The sequence below is a fragment of the Methylobacterium sp. OAE515 genome, from assembly GCF_041806315.1.
In the GTDB taxonomy this organism is placed as follows: Bacteria; Pseudomonadota; Alphaproteobacteria; order Rhizobiales; family Beijerinckiaceae; genus Methylobacterium; species Methylobacterium tardum.
In genome coordinates, this window is the sequence record NZ_JBGMUV010000001.1 from 4,548,614 (window position 1) to 4,566,503 (window position 17,890).

Annotated in this window: 13 protein-coding genes; 1 reads left to right on the forward strand and 12 read right to left on the reverse strand. The window is 69.0% G+C overall.

Annotation, left to right across the window (positions count from 1 at the left end):
• Together ABIE45_RS22100 and dnaE are read right to left on the reverse strand one after the other, a co-directional pair.
• Positions 1-1,302: an Nramp family divalent metal transporter gene (locus ABIE45_RS22100; protein WP_192708315.1), complete on the reverse strand. Its 1,302-nt coding sequence runs from the start codon at positions 1,300-1,302 to the stop codon at positions 1-3.
• A 244-nt stretch (positions 1,303-1,546) separates the two neighbouring features.
• On the reverse strand, positions 1,547-5,065 hold the full coding sequence (gene dnaE, locus ABIE45_RS22105) for a DNA polymerase III subunit alpha (protein ID WP_192708314.1): 3,519 nt from the start codon (positions 5,063-5,065) through the stop codon (positions 1,547-1,549).
• Between the two features lie 537 nt (positions 5,066-5,602).
• Here dnaE and ABIE45_RS22110 point away from each other — a divergent pair.
• Positions 5,603-6,871 (forward strand): glycosyltransferase, encoded by a 1,269-nt coding sequence (locus ABIE45_RS22110; RefSeq protein ID WP_192708313.1) that lies wholly within the window; start codon positions 5,603-5,605, stop codon positions 6,869-6,871.
• A 161-nt stretch (positions 6,872-7,032) separates the two neighbouring features.
• Here ABIE45_RS22110 and ABIE45_RS22115 read toward each other — a convergent pair whose 3' ends face one another.
• From ABIE45_RS22115 to ABIE45_RS22160, 10 genes are all read right to left on the reverse strand, one after another.
• Positions 7,033-7,293 carry a hypothetical protein gene (locus ABIE45_RS22115; RefSeq protein WP_192708312.1) on the reverse strand — a complete coding sequence of 87 codons (261 nt, stop codon included), beginning with the start codon at positions 7,291-7,293 and terminating at the stop codon, positions 7,033-7,035.
• Between the two features lie 260 nt (positions 7,294-7,553).
• Positions 7,554-8,267 carry an ABC transporter ATP-binding protein gene (locus ABIE45_RS22120; protein ID WP_192708311.1) on the reverse strand — a complete coding sequence of 238 codons (714 nt, stop codon included), beginning with the start codon at positions 8,265-8,267 and terminating at the stop codon, positions 7,554-7,556.
• Between the two features lie 14 nt (positions 8,268-8,281).
• Positions 8,282-9,580, reverse strand: a complete 1,299-nt coding sequence (locus ABIE45_RS22125; RefSeq protein ID WP_192708310.1) for a lipoprotein-releasing ABC transporter permease subunit — start codon at positions 9,578-9,580, stop codon at positions 8,282-8,284.
• Between the two features lie 9 nt (positions 9,581-9,589).
• Positions 9,590-10,915 carry a proline--tRNA ligase gene (gene proS, locus ABIE45_RS22130; RefSeq protein WP_192708309.1) on the reverse strand — a complete coding sequence of 442 codons (1,326 nt, stop codon included), beginning with the start codon at positions 10,913-10,915 and terminating at the stop codon, positions 9,590-9,592.
• Positions 10,916-11,486: 571 nt separating this feature from the next.
• Complete coding sequence (locus ABIE45_RS22135; RefSeq protein WP_192708308.1) at positions 11,487-11,813, reverse strand: DUF1467 family protein; 327 nt, start codon at positions 11,811-11,813, stop codon at positions 11,487-11,489.
• Positions 11,814-11,818: 5 nt separating this feature from the next.
• On the reverse strand, positions 11,819-12,223 hold the full coding sequence (gene mce, locus ABIE45_RS22140) for a methylmalonyl-CoA epimerase (protein ID WP_091777001.1): 405 nt from the start codon (positions 12,221-12,223) through the stop codon (positions 11,819-11,821).
• A gap of 188 nt (positions 12,224-12,411) precedes the next feature.
• The gene (locus ABIE45_RS22145) at positions 12,412-14,085 is read right to left on the reverse strand and encodes a ribonuclease J (RefSeq protein WP_192708307.1); all 1,674 of its coding nucleotides are present in this window, start codon (positions 14,083-14,085) and stop codon (positions 12,412-12,414) included.
• A 16-nt stretch (positions 14,086-14,101) separates the two neighbouring features.
• Positions 14,102-14,905 carry a biotin--[acetyl-CoA-carboxylase] ligase gene (locus ABIE45_RS22150; protein ID WP_192708306.1) on the reverse strand — a complete coding sequence of 268 codons (804 nt, stop codon included), beginning with the start codon at positions 14,903-14,905 and terminating at the stop codon, positions 14,102-14,104.
• Positions 14,906-14,912: 7 nt separating this feature from the next.
• The gene (gene nuoN, locus ABIE45_RS22155; protein ID WP_192708305.1) at positions 14,913-16,358 is read right to left on the reverse strand and encodes an NADH-quinone oxidoreductase subunit NuoN; all 1,446 of its coding nucleotides are present in this window, start codon (positions 16,356-16,358) and stop codon (positions 14,913-14,915) included.
• 10 nt (positions 16,359-16,368) lie between these two features.
• Positions 16,369-17,889: an NADH-quinone oxidoreductase subunit M gene (locus tag ABIE45_RS22160; protein ID WP_192708304.1), complete on the reverse strand. Its 1,521-nt coding sequence runs from the start codon at positions 17,887-17,889 to the stop codon at positions 16,369-16,371.
• Position 17,890 lies beyond the last annotated feature (1 nt).

A 17,890-nucleotide genomic window follows, 5' to 3' on the forward strand; every position in this document is an offset into this window, starting at 1 on the left:
TCACAGGACCCACGTCACGACGAGGCAGGCCGTGGCCAGGAACGTCGCCGCGGTGGTGATCCAGCCGAGCCCGTTCGTCAGGCGGCCGTTGACGCGACCGCCCATCACGGCCCGGTCGTTGGTCATCAGCATCATCAGGAGCAGGAGCGGCGGCACCGAGAAGCCCTGGACGATGCCGGACCAGACCAGCGCCCGCATCGGGTTTAAGCCGAGGAAGTTCAGCCCGACCGCCACCACGGTCACGGCCGCGATGGTGCCGTAGAACAGCTTGGCCTCGCTCGGGCGGGCATGGAGGCTCCCCTCCCGGCCGATCCCCTGCACGAGATCGTAGGCCGCGCCGGTGGTCATCACCGGCACCGCCAGGAAGCCGACCCCGACGATGCCCAGCGCGAAGAGATACTTGGCGCCTGCCCCCGCCAGCGGCTCCAGCGCGGCCGCCGCCTGGGCGGCGCTCTCGATCTCGGTCTGTCCGGCCTGATGCAGCGTCGCGCCCGTGGACAGGATGATGAAGTAGAGGATCACGTTCGAGAACAGCATCCCGATCACCACGTCCCGGCGGGTCTTGCGCAGCTCGGCGTCGGTCGCCCCCTTGCGCTGCCGCAGCGTTTGGCGCCCGAGGGCGATCTCCTCCTCGACCTCCTGGTTCGACTGCCACGTGTAGATGTAGGCCGAGAGCGAGGTGCCGATGCAGGCGACGATCATCGACAGGAAGTCGGCATCGAACCGGATCTGCGGCACGAGGGTGCCGCGCAGGATCTCGGCGGGATCGGGCTTGGCCAGGATCGCGGCCGCCACGTAGGCGAAAAGGGCAAGCGCCAGCCAGCGGAAGATGTCGCGCAGGAGCGCGTAGGAGCCGAAGATCTGGAGGCCGAGGATCGCCGCGGCGGCGGCAACCACGATGACGGGGATCGGCACCGCCACCAGCAGGTTGAGGGCCGCGCCGATCCCGCCGAGATTGGCCGCCGCCTCGATGACGTTGCCCGTGAAGGCGCCGAGCACGAGCGGATAGAGGATCCAGCGCGGGTACCGGTCGCGCACGATGGCGAACAGGCCCTTGCCGTAGACCTGCCCGAGCTTGGCCGAGACGTAGACGACCACGACCATCATCGGCAGGACGACGGGCGCGATCCAGAGGAACGCAAGGCCGTATCGGGCGCCGGCGCTCGCGTAGGTGCCGATGGCGGAGGGATCGTCGTCGGCCGCGCCGGTGATCACGCCGGTGCCGAGGGCGTGGAGGAAGCTGCCGCTCTCGCGCGGCCTGGTCGGATCGTCGGTGTCGGGCTTCGGGCGGGGCTGGTCCATGGATCCTCGTCGCAGGGTGCGCCGAGGTCCAACCGACCGGGTTTCGGGAGTGTTCTCAGTCAGGCACCCGCGACCGTCATTCCGGGGCTCGCCTCGGGCGAGAGCCTGGAAGCCAGAGCCTCCGGCGCTGATCGGTGGGGGCAGTCCTCCCGACGAAACCAGGCAAACACCGGCGGTTCTGGATTCCGGGCCCTGCTCCGCAGTCCCGGAATGACGGGCCGGTTTTCCCGCACGCCGGGGGAGGCTAGCTCACCTCGACCTGCACCACCCCCGGCACGGTCCGGAGCTGGCCGGCGAGCGTCGGCGTCGCCTGGAACTTGCCCGGCAGCCGGATTTCCACCTCGCGCCCGCCGCCGTCGAGCTTGAGGATCAGCGAGACCTCGCTCTCGCCGCGCATCGACAGCCGCTGCTGCACGGGCGCGACACCGCGCGGGTCGCTGAGATGAATTCGGATCCCCTTCTGGTGGCGGGCCACCGCTTGGTCGAGGGGTTCCGCGGTGAGGATGCGGGCGCGCACGTCCTCGCCCTCCAGGTTGGCCTGGAGCTGGAGCACCAGCGGCCGGCCCGGCTCAAGGATGTCGCGGTACTGGCCGAGCCCCTCGGAGAAGATGATCGCCTCGAAATGCGCCGTCCGGTCCGAGAGGGTGACGATGCCCATCTTGTTGCCGGTCTTGGTCCGCCGCTCCGCCCGGTCGAGCACCGAGGCCGCGACTCGGCCGACGCTCGAGGTCCCGGCCCGCACCGCGCGGCAGAAATCGGCCCAGCTCTGGACCCGCAGCTTGTCGAGCAGGTCGCCATACTCGTCGAGAGGGTGGCCCGAAATGAAGAACCCGATCGCCGCGTATTCGCGCTTGAGCGTGTCGGCTATGGGCCAGATCTCGTGCGGCGGGATCCGCAGGGACACGTCGTCCGCCACCACGCCGCCGAACATGTCGGTGACGCCGGCGGTCTCGGCCTCCACCGCGCTGGCGGCGAGCTTCATCATCGGCTCCACCGCCGCGAAGGCGCGCGCCCGGTCCGGCTCGATGCAGTCCAGCGCCCCGGCTTGGACGAGGCTCTCCAGGGTGCGCTTGTTGATCATCCGCGGGTTCAGCCGGCGCGCGAGGCAGGCGAGGTCCTTGAACGGCCGGTCGCCGCGGGCCTCCACCAGCGCCCGCACCGCCTCGCGGCCGACGCCCTTGATAGCGGCCAGAGCGTAGAAGATCTTGCCGTCGCGCACCTCGAACACTTCGCCGGAGGTGTTGATCGACGGCGGCTCGACCACGATCTTCAGGCGCTGCGCGTCCTGGCGGAATTCGGCGAGCTTGTCGGTGTTGTCGATGTCGAGGGTCATGGCGGCCGCCAGGAACTCGACCGGGTAGTTCGCCTTCAGGTAGGCGGTCTGGTAGGTGAGCAGCGCGTAGGCCGCCGCGTGGCTCTTGTTGAAGCCGTAATCGGCGAACTTGGCGAGGAGGTCGAAGATTTCGTTGGCCTTGGCCTTGGTCAGCCCGCGCTCGGTGCAACCTTTGAGGAACCGGTCGCGCTGCGCGTCCATCTCGGCGCGGATCTTCTTGCCCATGGCGCGCCGGAGCATGTCGGCCTCGCCGAGCGAGTAGCCGGCGAGGACCTTGGCGATCTCCATCACCTGTTCCTGGTAGACGATGATGCCGAAGGTCTCCTTCAGCATCGGCTCCAGCTTCGGGTCCGGGTACCAGGACGCCTCGTTGCCGGCGTCGCGGCCGAGCTTGCGCTCACAATAGACCGGGATGTTGGCCATCGGGCCCGGCCGGTAGAGCGCCACCAGGGCGATGATGTCCTCCAGCCGGTCGGCCTGCATCTCGCAGAGCGCTTTGCGCATGCCGGCCGATTCCACCTGGAACACGCCGACCGTCTCGCCGCGGCCCATGGGCCCGTAGGTGTTCGGGTCGTCGAGCGGCAGCGAGGCGAGGTCGATGTGGATGTCGCGCTGCTTCAGGAGGTCCGTGCAGCACCGCAGCATCGTCAGGGTCTTGAGGCCCAGGAAGTCGAACTTCACCAGCCCCGCCTGCTCGACCCACTTCATGTTGAACTGGGTGACCCGCATGCCGGTCTTCGGGTCTCGGTAGAGCGGGACCAGCTCTTCGAGCGGCCGATCGCCGATCACCACACCGGCGGCGTGGGTCGAGGCGTGGCGGTGCAGGCCCTCCAGCTTCTTGGAGATGTCGATGAGCCGGCCGACGATCGGCTCCTCCTCCATGGCCTGCTGGAGCTTGGGCTCGCCCTCGATCGCCTGGGCGAGGGTCACGGGGTTGGCCGGGTTCTGCGGCACGAGCTTGGTCAGCTTGTCGACCTGCCCGTAGGGCATCTCGAGGACGCGGCCGACGTCGCGCAGCACGCCGCGGGCGAGCAGCGTACCGAAGGTGATGATCTGCCCGACCTGCCCCTCGCCGTAGCGCTGCTGCACGTACTTGATCACCCGCTCGCGGCCCTCGACGCAGAAGTCGATGTCGAAATCCGGCATCGAGACGCGCTCGGGGTTGAGGAAGCGCTCGAACAGCAGGCCGAACCGGAGCGGGTCGAGGTCGGTGATCAGCAGCGACCACGCCACCAGCGAGCCGGCGCCGGAGCCGCGGCCCGGGCCGACGGGGATGTCGTGGTCCTTGGCCCACTTGATGAAGTCCGAGACGATCAGGAAGTAGCCCGGGAACTTCATCTTGACGATGACGTCGAGTTCGAAGGCGAGGCGCTTGCGGTAATCCTCTTCGGAGAAGCCCGGCGCGGTGCCGTGCTGCTTCAGGCGCAGCTCCAGCCCGGCCTCGGCCTGCCGGCGCAGCTCGGTCGGCTCGTCGGCCGAGACCGCCTGCACGCCGGTATCCGCGGCGTCCGCCAGGGCCTCCGCCATGGGCGGTGTCTCGCCTGCCGCGACCTGCGAAAAGTTCGGCAGGATCGGCTTGCGGGTCCGCGCCCGCACGGCGCAGCGCATGGCAATCTCGACGGTGGCCTGGAGCGCGTCCGGCAGGTCGCGGAACAGCTCGGCCATCTCGGCGCGGGTCTTGAAGGCGTGGGTCGGCGTCAGCCGGCGGCGGCGCTCGTCCGAGACGACGCGGCCCTCCGCGATGGCGAGCAGGGCATCGTGGGCGTCGTAATCGTCGGGCTTGGCGAAGTAGGGCTCGTTGGTCGCGGCGATCCCGAGACCGTGCCGGCCGGCGAGGTCGAGGAGCGCGGTCTCGATCCGCCCTTCCTCGGGCAGGCCGTGGCGCTGCAGCTCGACGTAGAGCCGGTCCTCACCGAAGGCCTCCTTGAGCCGCTTCAGCCGGGCGAGCGCCAGCTCGGGACGGCCGGCCCGGAACGCCGTGTCGAGGGGTCCCGACAGCCCGCCGGTGAGCGCGATCAGCCCATCGGAGGATCCGACGAGGGCCGCCGCGTCGAGGCGGGGGGCCTCGCCGAGCGCCGTGTCGAAATAGGCGCGGCTCGCCAGCCGCAGCAGGTTGGCGTAGCCGGTCTCGTCCTGGGCGAGGAGCACGATTCCGTGACTTGTCGGCGCCTGCCGCTGGTGCGGATCCGCGGCCTCGAACGCCACCGAGAGCTGAACGCCGGCGATCGGCTGGATGCCTTCCCCGGCCGCCTTCTCGGAAAATTCCAGCGCCCCGAACAGGTTGTTGGTGTCGGTGAGCGCCAAAGCCGGCTGCCGGTCGGCGGCCGCGGCCTTGATCAGGGAGCCGACCTTCAGCGCCCCTTCGAGGAGGGAATAGGACGAGTGGACATGGAGGTGGACGAATCCGACCTCCTTGAGCTGGCGTGGCATGGCCGACCTTGTTCCGGGGTCGTCCAGCATCCCCGCTTGCCGGCTTCAAGTCGACGTGCGCCGGGCCCTTCGGGGACGATATCCACCGGTCGTGCCCCAGGAGCACCACTCCGCGGCGCCCCTGTGGACAATCGGCGTCCGGAGGCCGATCGCCTGTGCATAAGCCGTTCCAGGCGGGAACCGAGCGGCCTGCGGCAAAAACCGGCTAACGAACCGGTGCCAAGGCTATGGCCCACGCACCCACCGCCGCGAACAGCATTCCGAACGCCATGAACTCGGCCATTCCGGTCAGGACCAATCGCTTCAGCATCGCCGTGCCTCCTGGTTTCGCCCCTCAGTATGTTCATGTTTTGTTCTAATGGAAGCGTCTGTTGTCCCAGGACGGCCGTGACGTCCGGTCATGGTAAAAAGTGTCTTGATGCGGAGCGGGCAGGCTGGCATGGCCGGCGCCCAGACGAACTCGATTTCTGACCGGGGGGTTCGAAGGAGCAAGCCATTCCCGCGCACCGGACGGTCGAACAGGTCGACGTCGCCCTTGTGGCCGTCGGCACACACGGCGACGTGCTGCCGTTCATCGCGCTCGGCCACGAACTCCTCAAGCGCGGCCACGGGGTGTCGCTCGCTGCACCGGCGCCGTTCGAGGCCATGGCGCGCCGCGCCGGCCTCGCCTTTCAGCCTCTCGGGACGGTGGCCGATTACGAGGCCGTGATCCGCCAGCCGGACCTGTGGCACCCGCAGCAGGGCTTCCGGCCGATGTTCGACTATGCCCTGCAGGTGGCCGAGCCCGCCTGCCTGTGGCTCGGGGCGACCCGGGCCCGCGGCGTCGACCTCGTGGTGGTCGCCTCGCCCCTGGCCTGGGGTGCGCGGCTCGCCCAGGATCTCTACGATCTCCCGACCGCCACGCTGCACGTGATGCCGTTCCTGATCGAGAGCCGGTTCGATCCGCCGCGGCTCCCGGGCCTGCAGATGCCGCGCTTCCTGCCGGCCACGCTGCGCGCCTACGTGAATCTCGGCGTCGACAAGGTCGCGGTCGGCCCGTTCACGCTGCCGCCGCTCAACGCCCTGCGCGCGCGCCTCGGCCTCGATCCGGTCTACCGGCTGCGGCACTGGTGGAACAGCCCGACGCGCATGCTGCTCATGTTCCCGGATTGGTACGCGGCGCCGCAGGTGGATTGGCCGGCGCAGGCGGTCCAGCTCGGCTTCCCGCTGGTCGACCGCTTCGGCGACGTCGCCGCCCTGCCGCCGGAGCTGGAGGCCTTCCTGGACACGGGCGACGCGCCGCTCGTGTTCACCTACGGTTCGGCCATGCGCCAGGGCGCGGCCTTCTTCGACACCGCGGTGGAATTGTGCCGGCGGATGGGCCGTCGCGGCGTTCTGCTCGCCCCGCAGGACGGGCAGATTCCCCGGCCGCTTCCGCCCGGGATCATCCATCTGCGCTACGCGCCTCTGAGCCGGCTGCTGCCGCGCAGCGCCGCCCTGGTCCATCACGGCGGCGTCGGGACGGTGGCGCAGGCGCTAGCCGCGGGCATCCCGCAGCTCGTGGTGCCGGTGGCGTTCGACCATTTCGACGAGGGGCGGCGCCTGAAGGATCGCAATCTCGGCACCACCCTGAGCCGCCGCGGTTTCCGGCCCGCCCGCGCCGCCCGTGTCCTGGGGCGGCTGCTCGCAGATCCGGCGGTGGCGCAGGCCTGCGCGACGGCCCGGGCGCGCATGATGGAGAGTCGCGACGCGATCGCGCAGGCCTGTGATTACGTGGAGGCCCTCGCTGCGCCGGATGCCCGGGCCGGATCCGCGACGGCGCGCTGAGGGGCGGAACGCCGAAGCGCCGCCCACGCGGGGCGGCGCCGGTCTGTCAGTGGCTCAGCAGGACGTTGGCCGAGCCGACGAGCGTCACGACAAGGCCGCTCACGAAAGCGCCGATCATCGCGTAGGACAGGGCCTTGAGCTTCATCCGCCTCCCCGCCGGATCAGCAGCGGTACCCGCCGGCGGTCTGGCCGTACTGCTTGATGGGTCGGGTCTGCTGATTGGCGTTGCCCTCGGCCGCCGAGCTCATCGGGCAGCCCTCGTAGAAGGGGGCGTCCTGGACCCCGAGGCCGAGCGCGCCGGTGGTCTCGGGCGTATACGGGGCGAAGCCGGTCCACCGGCCCTCGTTGGCCGCCAGGGCGGACGAGAGCGGGGCGGCGCCAAGCATCAGAGCAGTCACGGCAATAACAATACGGTTCTTCACGGCGTCGCTCCAGAGATAACGCAGTACAGGCCGGTTGGTCGGCTCTGTTTTGTCTTGCGTGATTGCAATATAGGGAGCTGACGTCTTTTGTGGCGTGCCTCCCCGCACGCGGCGGGCTGGATTAAAATGCGCGTGGTCTTCGACGTGTTTCGGAGACGGTGACGGTGTCATACGGCGCGGTCGGACGCGCGCAGGCCCGTCAGGCAGCACCCACACCCAGGCCAGGTGGCTCGGACCGGCTCGTGGGCCTTTGGCGGCCGTCAATCGAGCTGCGTGATCAGCCCGTCGCGGATGGTCACCCGCCGGTCCATGCGGGCGGCGAGGTCCAGATTGTGGGTCGCCACCAGCGCGGCGAGACCCGAGGCGCGGACCAGGGCGAGCAGCACCGAGAAGACATGGCCGGCCGTGCCGGGGTCGAGGTTGCCGGTGGGCTCGTCGGCCAGGAGCAGCCGCGGGCCGTTGGCGACCGCCCGGGCGATGGCGACGCGCTGCTGCTCGCCGCCCGAGAGCTCGGCCGGACGGTGCGGCAGGCGCTCCTTGAGGCCGAGGAAGCTGAGCAGCTCGGTGGCGCGGGCCTTCGCTTCCGCGCTCTTCAGCCCGCGGATGAGCTGCGGCATCACCACATTCTCGAGCGCCGAGAATTCCGGCAGCAGATGGTGGAATTGGTAGACGAAGCCCATCTCCTCGCGCCGGAGGCGGGTGCGCTCGGCATCGGGCATCGCGGCGGTCGGCTGGCCGCCGATATAGACCTCGCCGCCGTCCGGCCGCTCCAAGAGGCCGGCGAGGTGCAGCAGGGTCGACTTGCCCGCGCCCGACGGCGCCACCAGCGCCACCAGCTCCCCCGGCCAGATCGCGAGGTCGGCCCCGCGCAGGATCTCCAGGGCGCCCTCGGCCTGAGGATAGCGCCGCTCGACGCGGGAGAAGAACAGGGCCGGGACCGGCTGGTCGCCGGCCGTCTGGCTGGAATCGCTCATCGGTGGGCGGCCCGTCAGCCGTAGCGGAGGGCCTGCACCGGATCGAGCCGGGCGGCGCGCCAGGAGGGATACAGCGTCGCGGCGAGCGACAGCAGCAGGGAGGTGACCACCACGGCGGTGATCTCCTTCGGGTTCATCTGGGCCGGGATCTCGGCGAGGAACCGGACGGTGGGGTCCCAGGCACCCGGAAACAGCACGTGCTGGATCGGCTTGATGTTCAGGGTGATCAGGATGCCGAGCCCGAGCCCGCTGAGGGTCCCGACGACGCCGATCAGCGCGCCGTTGATCAGGAACACCCGCATGATCGTGCCGGGCGTCGCCCCCATGGTGCGCAGGATCGCGATGTCGCTCGACTTGTCGCGCACCAGCAGGATCAAGCCGGAGACGATGTTGAGCGTCGCCACCACGACGATCAGGCTGAGGATCAGGAACATCACGTTCCGCTCGACCTCCAGCGCCCCGAAGAAGGTCCGGTTGCGCTGGCGCCAGTCGGTCAGCAGGATCGGGCGCTCGGCCGCCATCTCCAGGGGCTCGCGCATGTCGCCGACATGGTCGGGATCGTCGACGTAGATCTCGATCATGCTGACGTCGCCGTCTTTGTTGAAGAAGGCCTGCGCCTCGGCGAGCGGCATGAACACGAAGGTCTGGTCGAACTCGGTCATCCCGACTTCGAAGACCGCCTTGACCGTGTAGCTCTTGGTGCGCGGCGCCGTCCCGAACGGCGTCGACGAGCCCTTGGGCGTGACCAGCGTGATGGTGTCGCCGGCCTGGAGGCCCAGCGTGTCGGCGAGCCGTCGGCCGATCAGCACGCCGGTGCCGTCGTCGAAGCCCTCCAGGGTGCCGCCGCGGATCGAGGACGACACGGCTGCCAGGGCATCGAGATCGGCGGCGCGCACGCCGCGGATGATGACGCCGGAGCCGCCGTATTGCGACGAGGCGAAGGCTTGCCCCTCCACCAGCGGCACCGCGGCGCGCACCCCCGCCACCTTCGACAGACGCTCCGAGAGATCGGTCCAGTCGTTGAGCGGCCGGTCGATCGGCGTCGCGAACAGGTGGCCGTTGATGCCGACGATCTTCGACAGCAGCTCCGCCCGGAATCCGTTCATCACCGAGAGCACGATGATCAGCGTGGCGACGCCGAGCGCGATGCCGAGCACCGAGAAGAACGCCACCACCGAGACGCCGCCGCCTCGGCGGCGCGCGCGCAGGTAGCGGCCGGCGAGGATCCACTCGAACGGTGCGAAGGGTGCGGTGCCCTGGCGGAACGAGGCCGCGAAGATCCTGGCCCGGTCCAGCGCCGCTGATGCCGCCATCGGCACGGCTCAGACGCGCCGGATGCGCGCCAGCAGGTCGACGGTCGCGAGGCTCTCGCGCTCGCCCCCGGCGCGCCGCTTCAGCTCGACCTTGCCCTCCGCCAGGCCCTTCGGCCCGACGATCACCTGCCAGGGCAGGCCGATCAGGTCGGCGGTCGCAAACTTGGCGCCGGGACGCTCGTCCCGGTCATCGTAGAGCACCGACAGGCCGGCGGTCTCAAGATCCGACTGGATCTGCGCGCAGGCGGCGTCGGTGGCGGCATCGCCGACCTTGAGGTTGATCAGCGCGACGTCGAAGGGCGCGACCGAATCCGGCCAGATGATGCCGGCCTCGTCGTGGCTCGCCTCGATGATCGCCGCCACCAGCCGGCTCGGGCCGATGCCGTAGGAGCCCATATGGACCGGCCGCTCGATCCCGTCCGGCCCGACGACCTTGGCGCCCATCGGCTCGGAATACTTTGTGCCGAAATAGAAGATGTGCCCGACCTCGATGCCGCGGGCCGCGAGGCGGCTGTCCTCGGCCACTTCGGCGAAGGCCTCCGGCTCGTGCATCTCCTCGGTGGCGGCGTAGTGCGAGGTCCAGGCATCGACGATGCCCTGGAGGCTGGCGACGTCGTCGAAATCGACGGTCTCCGGTGGGATGTCGAAATCGAGATAGGCCTTGTCGCAGAAGACCTCGCTCTCGCCGGTCTTGGCCAGGATGATGAACTCGTGGGACAGGTCGCCGCCGATCGGGCCGGTATCGGCGCGCATCGGGATCGCCTTCAGGCCGAGGCCCGCGAAGGTGCGCAGGTAGGCCACGAACATCCGGTTGTAGGCGTGGCGCGCGCCGGCCTGATCGAAATCGAACGAGTACGCGTCCTTCATCAGGAACTCGCGCGAGCGCATCGTGCCGAAGCGCGGCCGCACCTCGTCGCGGAACTTCCACGAGATCTGGTAGAGGTTCTTCGGGAGATCCTTGTACGACCGGACGCTCGCGCGAAAGATCTCGGTGACCATCTCCTCGGCGGTGGGGCCGTAGAGCATCTCGCGGTCGTGCCGATCCTTCAGGCGCAGCATCTCCTTGCCGTAGGCATCGTAGCGGCCGGATTCGCGCCACAGCTCAGCGGATTGCACCGTTGGCATCAGGATCTCGATGGCGCCGGATCGGTCCTGCTCCCGGCGGATCACCGCGCAGACGCGCTCCAGGACCCGCAGGCCAAGCGGCAGCCACGCGTAAATGCCGGCCGATTCCTGACGGACCAAGCCGGCACGCAGCATCAGCCGGTGCGAGACGATCTCGGCTTCCTTGGGCGTCTCGCGCAAGGTCGGCATGAAGTAGCGGGAGAGACGCATGTCGTCGAAATCTTGGAAGTGGGGCCGGCCGGGGGGAGCCGCGGCACGCCGGCACACAACACGCCGGAGCCGCAAATTACAAGCACTGCGCGACCACGGCGCGGCGTAATCGCGGCGAAGCCGAGGCGATGGACCTGACCGGACGATGGGTTGCCCACGCGAAAAGCGCTTTGCCTATTTGCCGGCAAGAAAGCGCAGATTTTTCTCGCAGACCCGGTGACAACACGAATTGTTGTTCCTATAAGCATCCCGCGATGTTTGCGACGCCCGGAAGAGGTGGCGCAAGGTCCGAGTCTCGGGAGGAAAAGCGACCGCCCCGCAGCCAATGCGTGGGATCTATAAAGGTCGAGCCATTGAAGCTTGAAAAGCAAGGCCTTTGGCCTTGCTTTTTTTATTCTTGGCGGTCGCTGGGTTCACCGCCTTCGCCGGATCCATCCTGGCTCGCCAGCGCAGCGCGTCGTGCGCGGCCGATGCGGAGCACCCGCCCGTTCGGCCCTGTGTCGGACGGGGCGGGCCAAAGCTGTGAGCCGGCCGGCGTCCGGGCAGCGCAGGATCGCCGCTCCGAGCCGTCCTACAGCCCGGTGAGCGGGAACACCGCCAGGGCGATCAGGAAGGCGGCGCCCGCCACCAGCGTCGTCCAGATGGCCTTCTCGCGCAGACGCGGCGCCGCCGGCGCACCCGGGTCCTGCCCCGGAACCACGTGGCTCGGCCGCGTCTCCGGCTGGTTGCGCAGGGGCAGGACCGCGAAGAGCAGAGTCCACCAGACGACGAAGTAGAGGGCGATCGCGCCGCCCACCGTCAGCTTGAACAGGCCCACCCCCGCCGCCACGAAGGCGGCGACCAGCACGGTGATGACGGCCAGCGTGATCGGCGTCGAGCGGGCGAGCGTCGCCATCATCCGGCTCAGACCTGTTCCAGCTCGACGAGCGTGCCCAGGAAGTCCTTCGGATGCAGGAACAGGACCGGCTTGCCGTGGGCGCCGATCCGCGGCTCGCCGGTGCCGAGCACCCGGGCGCCCTGGGCCTTGAGCTTGTCACGCGCCGCCAGGATGTCGTCGACCTCGTAGCAGACGTGATGGATGCCGCCGCCGGGATTGCGGGCCACGAAGGCCTCGATCGGCGAGCCCTCGCCGAGCGGCGCCATCAGCTCGATCTTGCTGTTCGGCAGTTCGACGAACACGACCGTGACGCCGTGCTCGGGCTGCGGCAGCGGCGGCGTGATCGTGGCGCCCAGCGTGTCGCGATAGACCGCGCAGGCGGCGTCGAGATCCTGCACGGCGATGGCCACGTGATTGAGACGGCCGATCATGGTTGTTCCTCCCCATTCGCGCACCGATCGGCAGGCTGCCGCCGTCTCCAACCATCGGCCTCATCCTGAGGTGCCGGAGCGCAGCGGAGGCCTCGAAGGAGGGCTCCCTCGAGGCCTGCTGACGCGGGCACCTCAGGATGAGGGATTTGGGCCGGATCTGCCGTGATGCGTCGTGTCGGTTTCGTACCCTAAACCTCGACGACCTGCACGTGGCAGGCGGGCTTCTTGCCCCAGACCTCGTTGACCGCGGTGCGCACCGCTCGGTCGACCGTCTTCTCGACGCTCTCCGAGTCCTTGAGCTTGCCCCGCGACATGCCCGACAGGGTCCGGGACACGGCATCGACCACCGTCTCGATCAGCGGCTCGCCCGACCGGCCACGGTTCGGCAGGCCGATGATGTCCACCGCCGGCTCGCCCAGCACGACGCCGTCCTCGTCGATGGCGATCGCCACCGAGACGAGGCCCGCCTGCATGAGCTTGCGCCGCTCCGGGATCGCCCGGTCCTTCTCGTCGATCAGGACGTCGCCGTCCTTGAACAGGCGGCCGGCCTTGACGTTGTCGATCACCGCCGGCGTGCCGGGGCTCAGGCGGATGAGGCTGCCGTTGCGGGCCTTGACGACGTTCTGCACGCCCTGCGCCCGGGCGAAGCGGGCATGCTCGTCGAGGTGAAGCGCCTCGCCGTGGACCGGGATCGCGGTGCCGGGACGGGTCCACCGGTACATCTCGACCATCTCGTCGCGGCGCGGGTGGCCCGAGACGTGGACCAGCTCGGTGCGGTCGGTGATCACCTCGACGCCCTGCTCGATCAGGTCGTTGATGATCGACCCGACATCGCGCTCGTTGCCGGGGATGGCGCGCGAGGAGAAGATCACCTGATCGCCCGGGGCGAGGCTGATATCCGGGTGGTCCCGGCGGGACACCCGGGCCAGCGCCGCCCGCGGCTCACCCTGCGAGCCAGTGAGCAGGGCCACGACCCGCTCGCGCGGCAGGCTCTTCCACGAATCCGAGCGCCGGAATTCGGGCAGCCCGTCGAGGTAGCCGCATTCGCGGGCGACATCGATCACGCGGTCCATGGCCCGGCCGACCGCGATGACCTCACGGCCGCAGGCGACCGCCGCCTCGGCGACCGCGCGGATACGGGCGACGTTCGACGCGAAGGTGGTCACCGCCACCCGGTGGGGCGCGTCGGCGATCAGCGTCTTGAGGGTCTCGGCGACGGTCTTCTCGCTCGGCGAGAAGCCCTCGCGCACGACGTTGGTCGAGTCGCAGACGATGGCGAGGACGCCCTCGTCACCGAGCGCCGTGAACGCCTCCGGGGATGTCACCGAGCCGGCCACCGGCGTCGGATCGATCTTCCAGTCGCCGGTGTGGAGCACGAGGCCCGCCGCGGTGCGGATCGCGATGGCGTTGGATTCCGGGATGGAATGCGAGACCGGCACGTATTCGAGCTCGAACGGCCCGACGGTCACGCGCCGGCCGGGCTTCACCTCGCGCAGGTCGACCTTGGGGGCACCGGGCTCGGAGAGACGTCGGGTCTCCAGCAGGTTCTTGGCGAAGCGGGTCGCGTAGACCGGGACCTTGAGTTTGGGCCACAGCTCCGAGATCGCCCCGATATGATCCTCGTGCGCGTGGGTGATGAAGATCCCCAGCAGGTCCTTGCGCCGCTCCTCGATGAAGGCGAGGTCCGGATACATCAGGTCGACGCCCGGCATCTTCTCTTCGCTGGCGAAGCCCATGCCGCAATCGACCATGATCCACTTCCGGCCCTTCTCCGGGCCGAAGCCGTAGAGCGCCGCATTCATCCCGATCTCGCCCACGCCGCCGAGCGGCAGGAAGACCAGCTCCTCCTGTCCCATTGCCATCTGTCGTCGTCCAAACTCAGGCCGCCGTCGCGGCCGATCCGAAATGCACCTCGCCCGCCGTCACGGTATGCCGGTTCCCATCGGGGGCGAGGATCACGAGCCGCCCCCCCTCGTCGATCGTCTCGAACACGCCCCGCAGGATGTGTCCGCCGCTGTGCACCGCGATCTCCGATCCGAGACCCGCGGCCCGCGCCAGCCAGTCGGCGCGCAGGGCAGCGAAATTCTGTCCCCGGTCCCAGAGGCGCGCGCGCGCCACCATCCGGTCCGAGAGGTGTTCCAGTAGCGCCTCGGCGCCGCCCGCGTAACCCGTCACGGCCAAGCTCGTGGCGGGTAAGCCTTCCGGGGCCGCCGCGACGTTGACGCCGAACCCGACCACCACGGCCCGCCGGCCGCCCGGCAGCGTCTCGGCCTCTAAGAGCAGGCCGGCCAGCTTCGCGCCGCCGAGCAGCACGTCGTTCGGCCATTTCAGCTTCACAGATCGGGTGCCGCTGCCGGAAGCGGTATCCGGCAGGGTGCCGCAGGCCGCCTCCAGCGCCTCGACCAGCGCGAGGCCCGCTACGAAGCCGAGCTCGGCGAGATGCTCGGGCGCGACGCCGGTCACCGGCCAGAGCACGCTCGCCGCGAGGTTGCCCGGCAGCGAGGCCCAGCTGTTGCCTCGGCGGCCGCGACCCGCCTCCTGACGGTAGGTCGCGACCCATAGCGGCCCGGTCTCCCCTGCCCGCGCCTGAGCCATCGCCTCCGTGTTGGTGGAGCCGAGGCTGTCATGGACGTGCAGGCGGTGGCCTGCGGCGCGCGCCGCGGGCCCGAGTCGGTAGCTCAAGGCCGTCCTAGAACAGCGACTTGGCGGCCCGGCCGGCGACGCCGACCAGCGGGCCGGGCAGCAGGAAGAAGAGCACCACCACGATGCTCGACAGGGCGAGCACCACGCGCAGGCCCGGCGCCATCGCCTCGTAGGGCTCCTGCGGCTCGTCGAAATACATGATCCGCACGACGCGCAGGTAGTAGTAGGCGCCAACCACGCTGGTCACCACACCGATCACCGCCAGCGTCACGAGGCCCGCCTTGATGGCGGCGGCGAACACGTAGAACTTCGCGAAGAACCCGGCGAGCGGCGGAATGCCGGCCAGCGAGAACATCATCGCGGCGAGGCAGAAGGCCAGCCACGGATGCGTGCGCGACAGGCCCGACAGGTCCTCGATCTTCTCGAACATCACGTCCCGGCGCCGGAGCGACAGGATGATCGCGAAGGTGCCGAGCGTCATCGCGAGATAGATGATCATGTAGGTGACGAGCCCGCTGATCCCCTCCTCCGAGCCGCAGGCCAGGCCGATCAGCGCGTAGCCGATATTGGCGATCGACGAGTACGCCATCAGGCGCTTGATCGAGGTCTGGCCGATCGCCGCGAAGGAGCCCAGCGCCATCGACACCACCGAGACGAAGATGAAGATCTGCTGCCAGATCGCCGTCACGTCCGGCATCGCGCCGATGAACACCCGCACGGTCATCGCCACGGCGGCCATCTTGGGCGCCGAGGCGAAGAAGGCCGTCACCGGGGTCGGCGAGCCCTCGTAGACGTCGGGCGTCCACATGTGGAACGGCACGGCCGCCAGCTTGAAGCACACGCCGGCCGCCAGGAACACGATGCCCAGCACGATGCCGAGACCCGCGTTCTCGTTCAGCGCCGAGACGATGCCGGGGAACGAGACGGTGCCGGTGAAGCCGTAGACCAGCGAGGCGCCGTAGAGCAGCATGCCGGACGAGAGCGCGCCGAGCACGAAGTACTTGAGGCCGGCCTCAGTGGACTTCACGTCGTCGCGGTGGAACGCCGCGATCACGTAGGCGGCGAGCGACTGCAGCTCGAGGCCGAGATAGAGCGCGATCAGGTCGTTGGCCGAGACCATGACCATCATGCCGATGGTGCAGAGCACGATCAGTACCGGGAACTCGAACCGGTCGATACGCTCGCGCTTAAAGAAGTCGTGCGCCAGCAGGATCGTCGCCGAGGAGCCGAGCAGCACCAGCGACTTCATCACCTTGGAGAAGGCATCCGAGACGAACGCGCCCGACAGGGTCGTGACCCGGCCGTGGACCGGCTGGGAGATCACCACCGACAGGGCGACGAGCAGCAGGACCAGCGCGCCGAGGCTCACGGTCTCGGCGGAGCGGTCGCCGCGCCACGCGCCGTAGAGGATCAGGACCATGACGCCGATCCCGAGGATCAGCTCGGGCAGGAGCGGCGCCAGCGAGGGCAGGACGGAGTGGACGGTGGGCATGGTGTCCGTCTCAGCGCGCGACCGGCAGCGCGGCGGCCGCGGTCTGGGTGTTGGACAGGGCGGCCTTCATGCTGGTCATCAGCGCGTCGGTCGAAGGCGCGAACACGTCGAGCACGGGGGCCGGGTGCACGCCGTAATAGATCGTCAGGGCCACCAGCGGCGCCAGGATGATCTTCTCCCGGAGATCCAGGTCGAGGATGCCCTGGAGGTTCGGCTTCTCCAGCTTGCCGTAGATCACCCGGGCGTAGAGCCACAGGGCATAGGCCGCCGACAGGATGATGCCGAAGGTCGAGAAGAACGCCACGTTCGGGTTCGCCTTGAAGGCGCCGAGCATCGCCAGGAACTCGCCGACGAAGCCGGACGTGCCCGGCAGGCCGACATTGGCCATGGTGAAGATCAGCATGGCCACCGCGTAGAGCGGCATCCGCTTCACGAGGCCGCCATAGGCGGCGATCTCGCGGGTGTGCATCCGGTCGTAGACGACGCCGACGCAGAGGAAGAGCGCGCCCGACACGATGCCGTGGGAGATCATCAGGAACAGCGCGCCCTGGATGCCCTGTTCGTTCAGCGTGAACAGGCCGAGCGTCACGAAGCCCATATGGGCCACCGACGAGTAGGCGATCAGCTTCTTGATGTCGGTCTGCATCATCGCGGTGAGCGAGGTGAAGATGATGGCGATCACCGAGAGGGCGAAGACGAACGGCGCGAATTCCTGGCTCGCCACCGGCAGCATCGGCAGCGAGATCCGGATGAAGCCGTAGCCGCCCATCTTCAGGAGGATGCCGGCCAGGATCACCGAGCCCGCGGTCGGCGCCTCCACGTGGGCGTCGGGCAGCCAGGTATGGACCGGCCACATCGGCATCTTCACCGCGAAGGAGGCAAAGAAGGCGAGCCACAGCCAGGTCTGCATCTGCACCGGGAAGCGGTACTGCAGCAGGGTCGGGATGTCGGTGGTGCCGGCCTGCCAGTACATCGCCATGACGGCCAGCAGCATCAGCACCGAGCCGAGCAGGGTGTAGAGGAAGAACTTGAAGCTCGCGTAGATCCGGCGCTGCCCGCCCCAGATGCCGATGATCAGGAACATCGGGATCAGGCCGGCCTCGAAGAACAGGTAGAACAGCAGCAGGTCGAGGGAGGCGAACACGCCGATCATCGTCGTCTCGAGGACGAGGAAGGCGACGAAGTACTCCTTCACCCGGAAGTGAATCGAGTGCCACGATGCGCCGATGCAGAACGGCATCAGGAACGTGGTCAGCAGGATCAGCGGCATCGAGAAGCCGTCGACGCCGAGCTTGAACCGGATCGTCTCGGTGAGCCACGCGTGGCTCTCGACCAGCTGGAAGCTCGACGAGGCGGCGTCGTAGCGGTTCCAGGCCACCAGGGAGAGCAGGAAGGTGACCACCGTGGTGGCGAGCGCGGCCCAGCGGCTGTTGCGCGCGACCGATTCCTCATCGCCGTTCAGCGTCAGGATGAAGGCCGCGCCGCAGAGCGGCACGATCAGCAGGCCGGAGAGGATGCCGAGGCCGAGCATG

Bases quoted from the DNA above. Each gene is read 5' to 3' on its own strand.
- ABIE45_RS22100 (WP_192708315.1), bottom strand. From the start codon at position 1,302: ATGGACCAGCCCCGCCCGAAGCCCGACACCGACGATCCGACCAGGCCG.
- dnaE (WP_192708314.1), bottom strand. From the start codon at position 5,065: ATGCCACGCCAGCTCAAGGAGGTCGGATTCGTCCACCTCCATGTCCAC.
- ABIE45_RS22120 (WP_192708311.1), bottom strand. From the start codon at position 8,267: ATGAGCGATTCCAGCCAGACGGCCGGCGACCAGCCGGTCCCGGCCCTG.
- ABIE45_RS22125 (WP_192708310.1), bottom strand. From the start codon at position 9,580: ATGGCGGCATCAGCGGCGCTGGACCGGGCCAGGATCTTCGCGGCCTCG.
- proS (WP_192708309.1), bottom strand. From the start codon at position 10,915: ATGCGTCTCTCCCGCTACTTCATGCCGACCTTGCGCGAGACGCCCAAG.
- ABIE45_RS22135 (WP_192708308.1), bottom strand. From the start codon at position 11,813: ATGATGGCGACGCTCGCCCGCTCGACGCCGATCACGCTGGCCGTCATC.
- mce (WP_091777001.1), bottom strand. From the start codon at position 12,223: ATGATCGGCCGTCTCAATCACGTGGCCATCGCCGTGCAGGATCTCGAC.
- ABIE45_RS22145 (WP_192708307.1), bottom strand. From the start codon at position 14,085: ATGGCAATGGGACAGGAGGAGCTGGTCTTCCTGCCGCTCGGCGGCGTG.
- nuoN (WP_192708305.1), bottom strand. From the start codon at position 16,358: ATGCCCACCGTCCACTCCGTCCTGCCCTCGCTGGCGCCGCTCCTGCCC.
- ABIE45_RS22160 (WP_192708304.1), bottom strand. From the start codon at position 17,889: ATGCTCGGCCTCGGCATCCTCTCCGGCCTGCTGATCGTGCCGCTCTGC.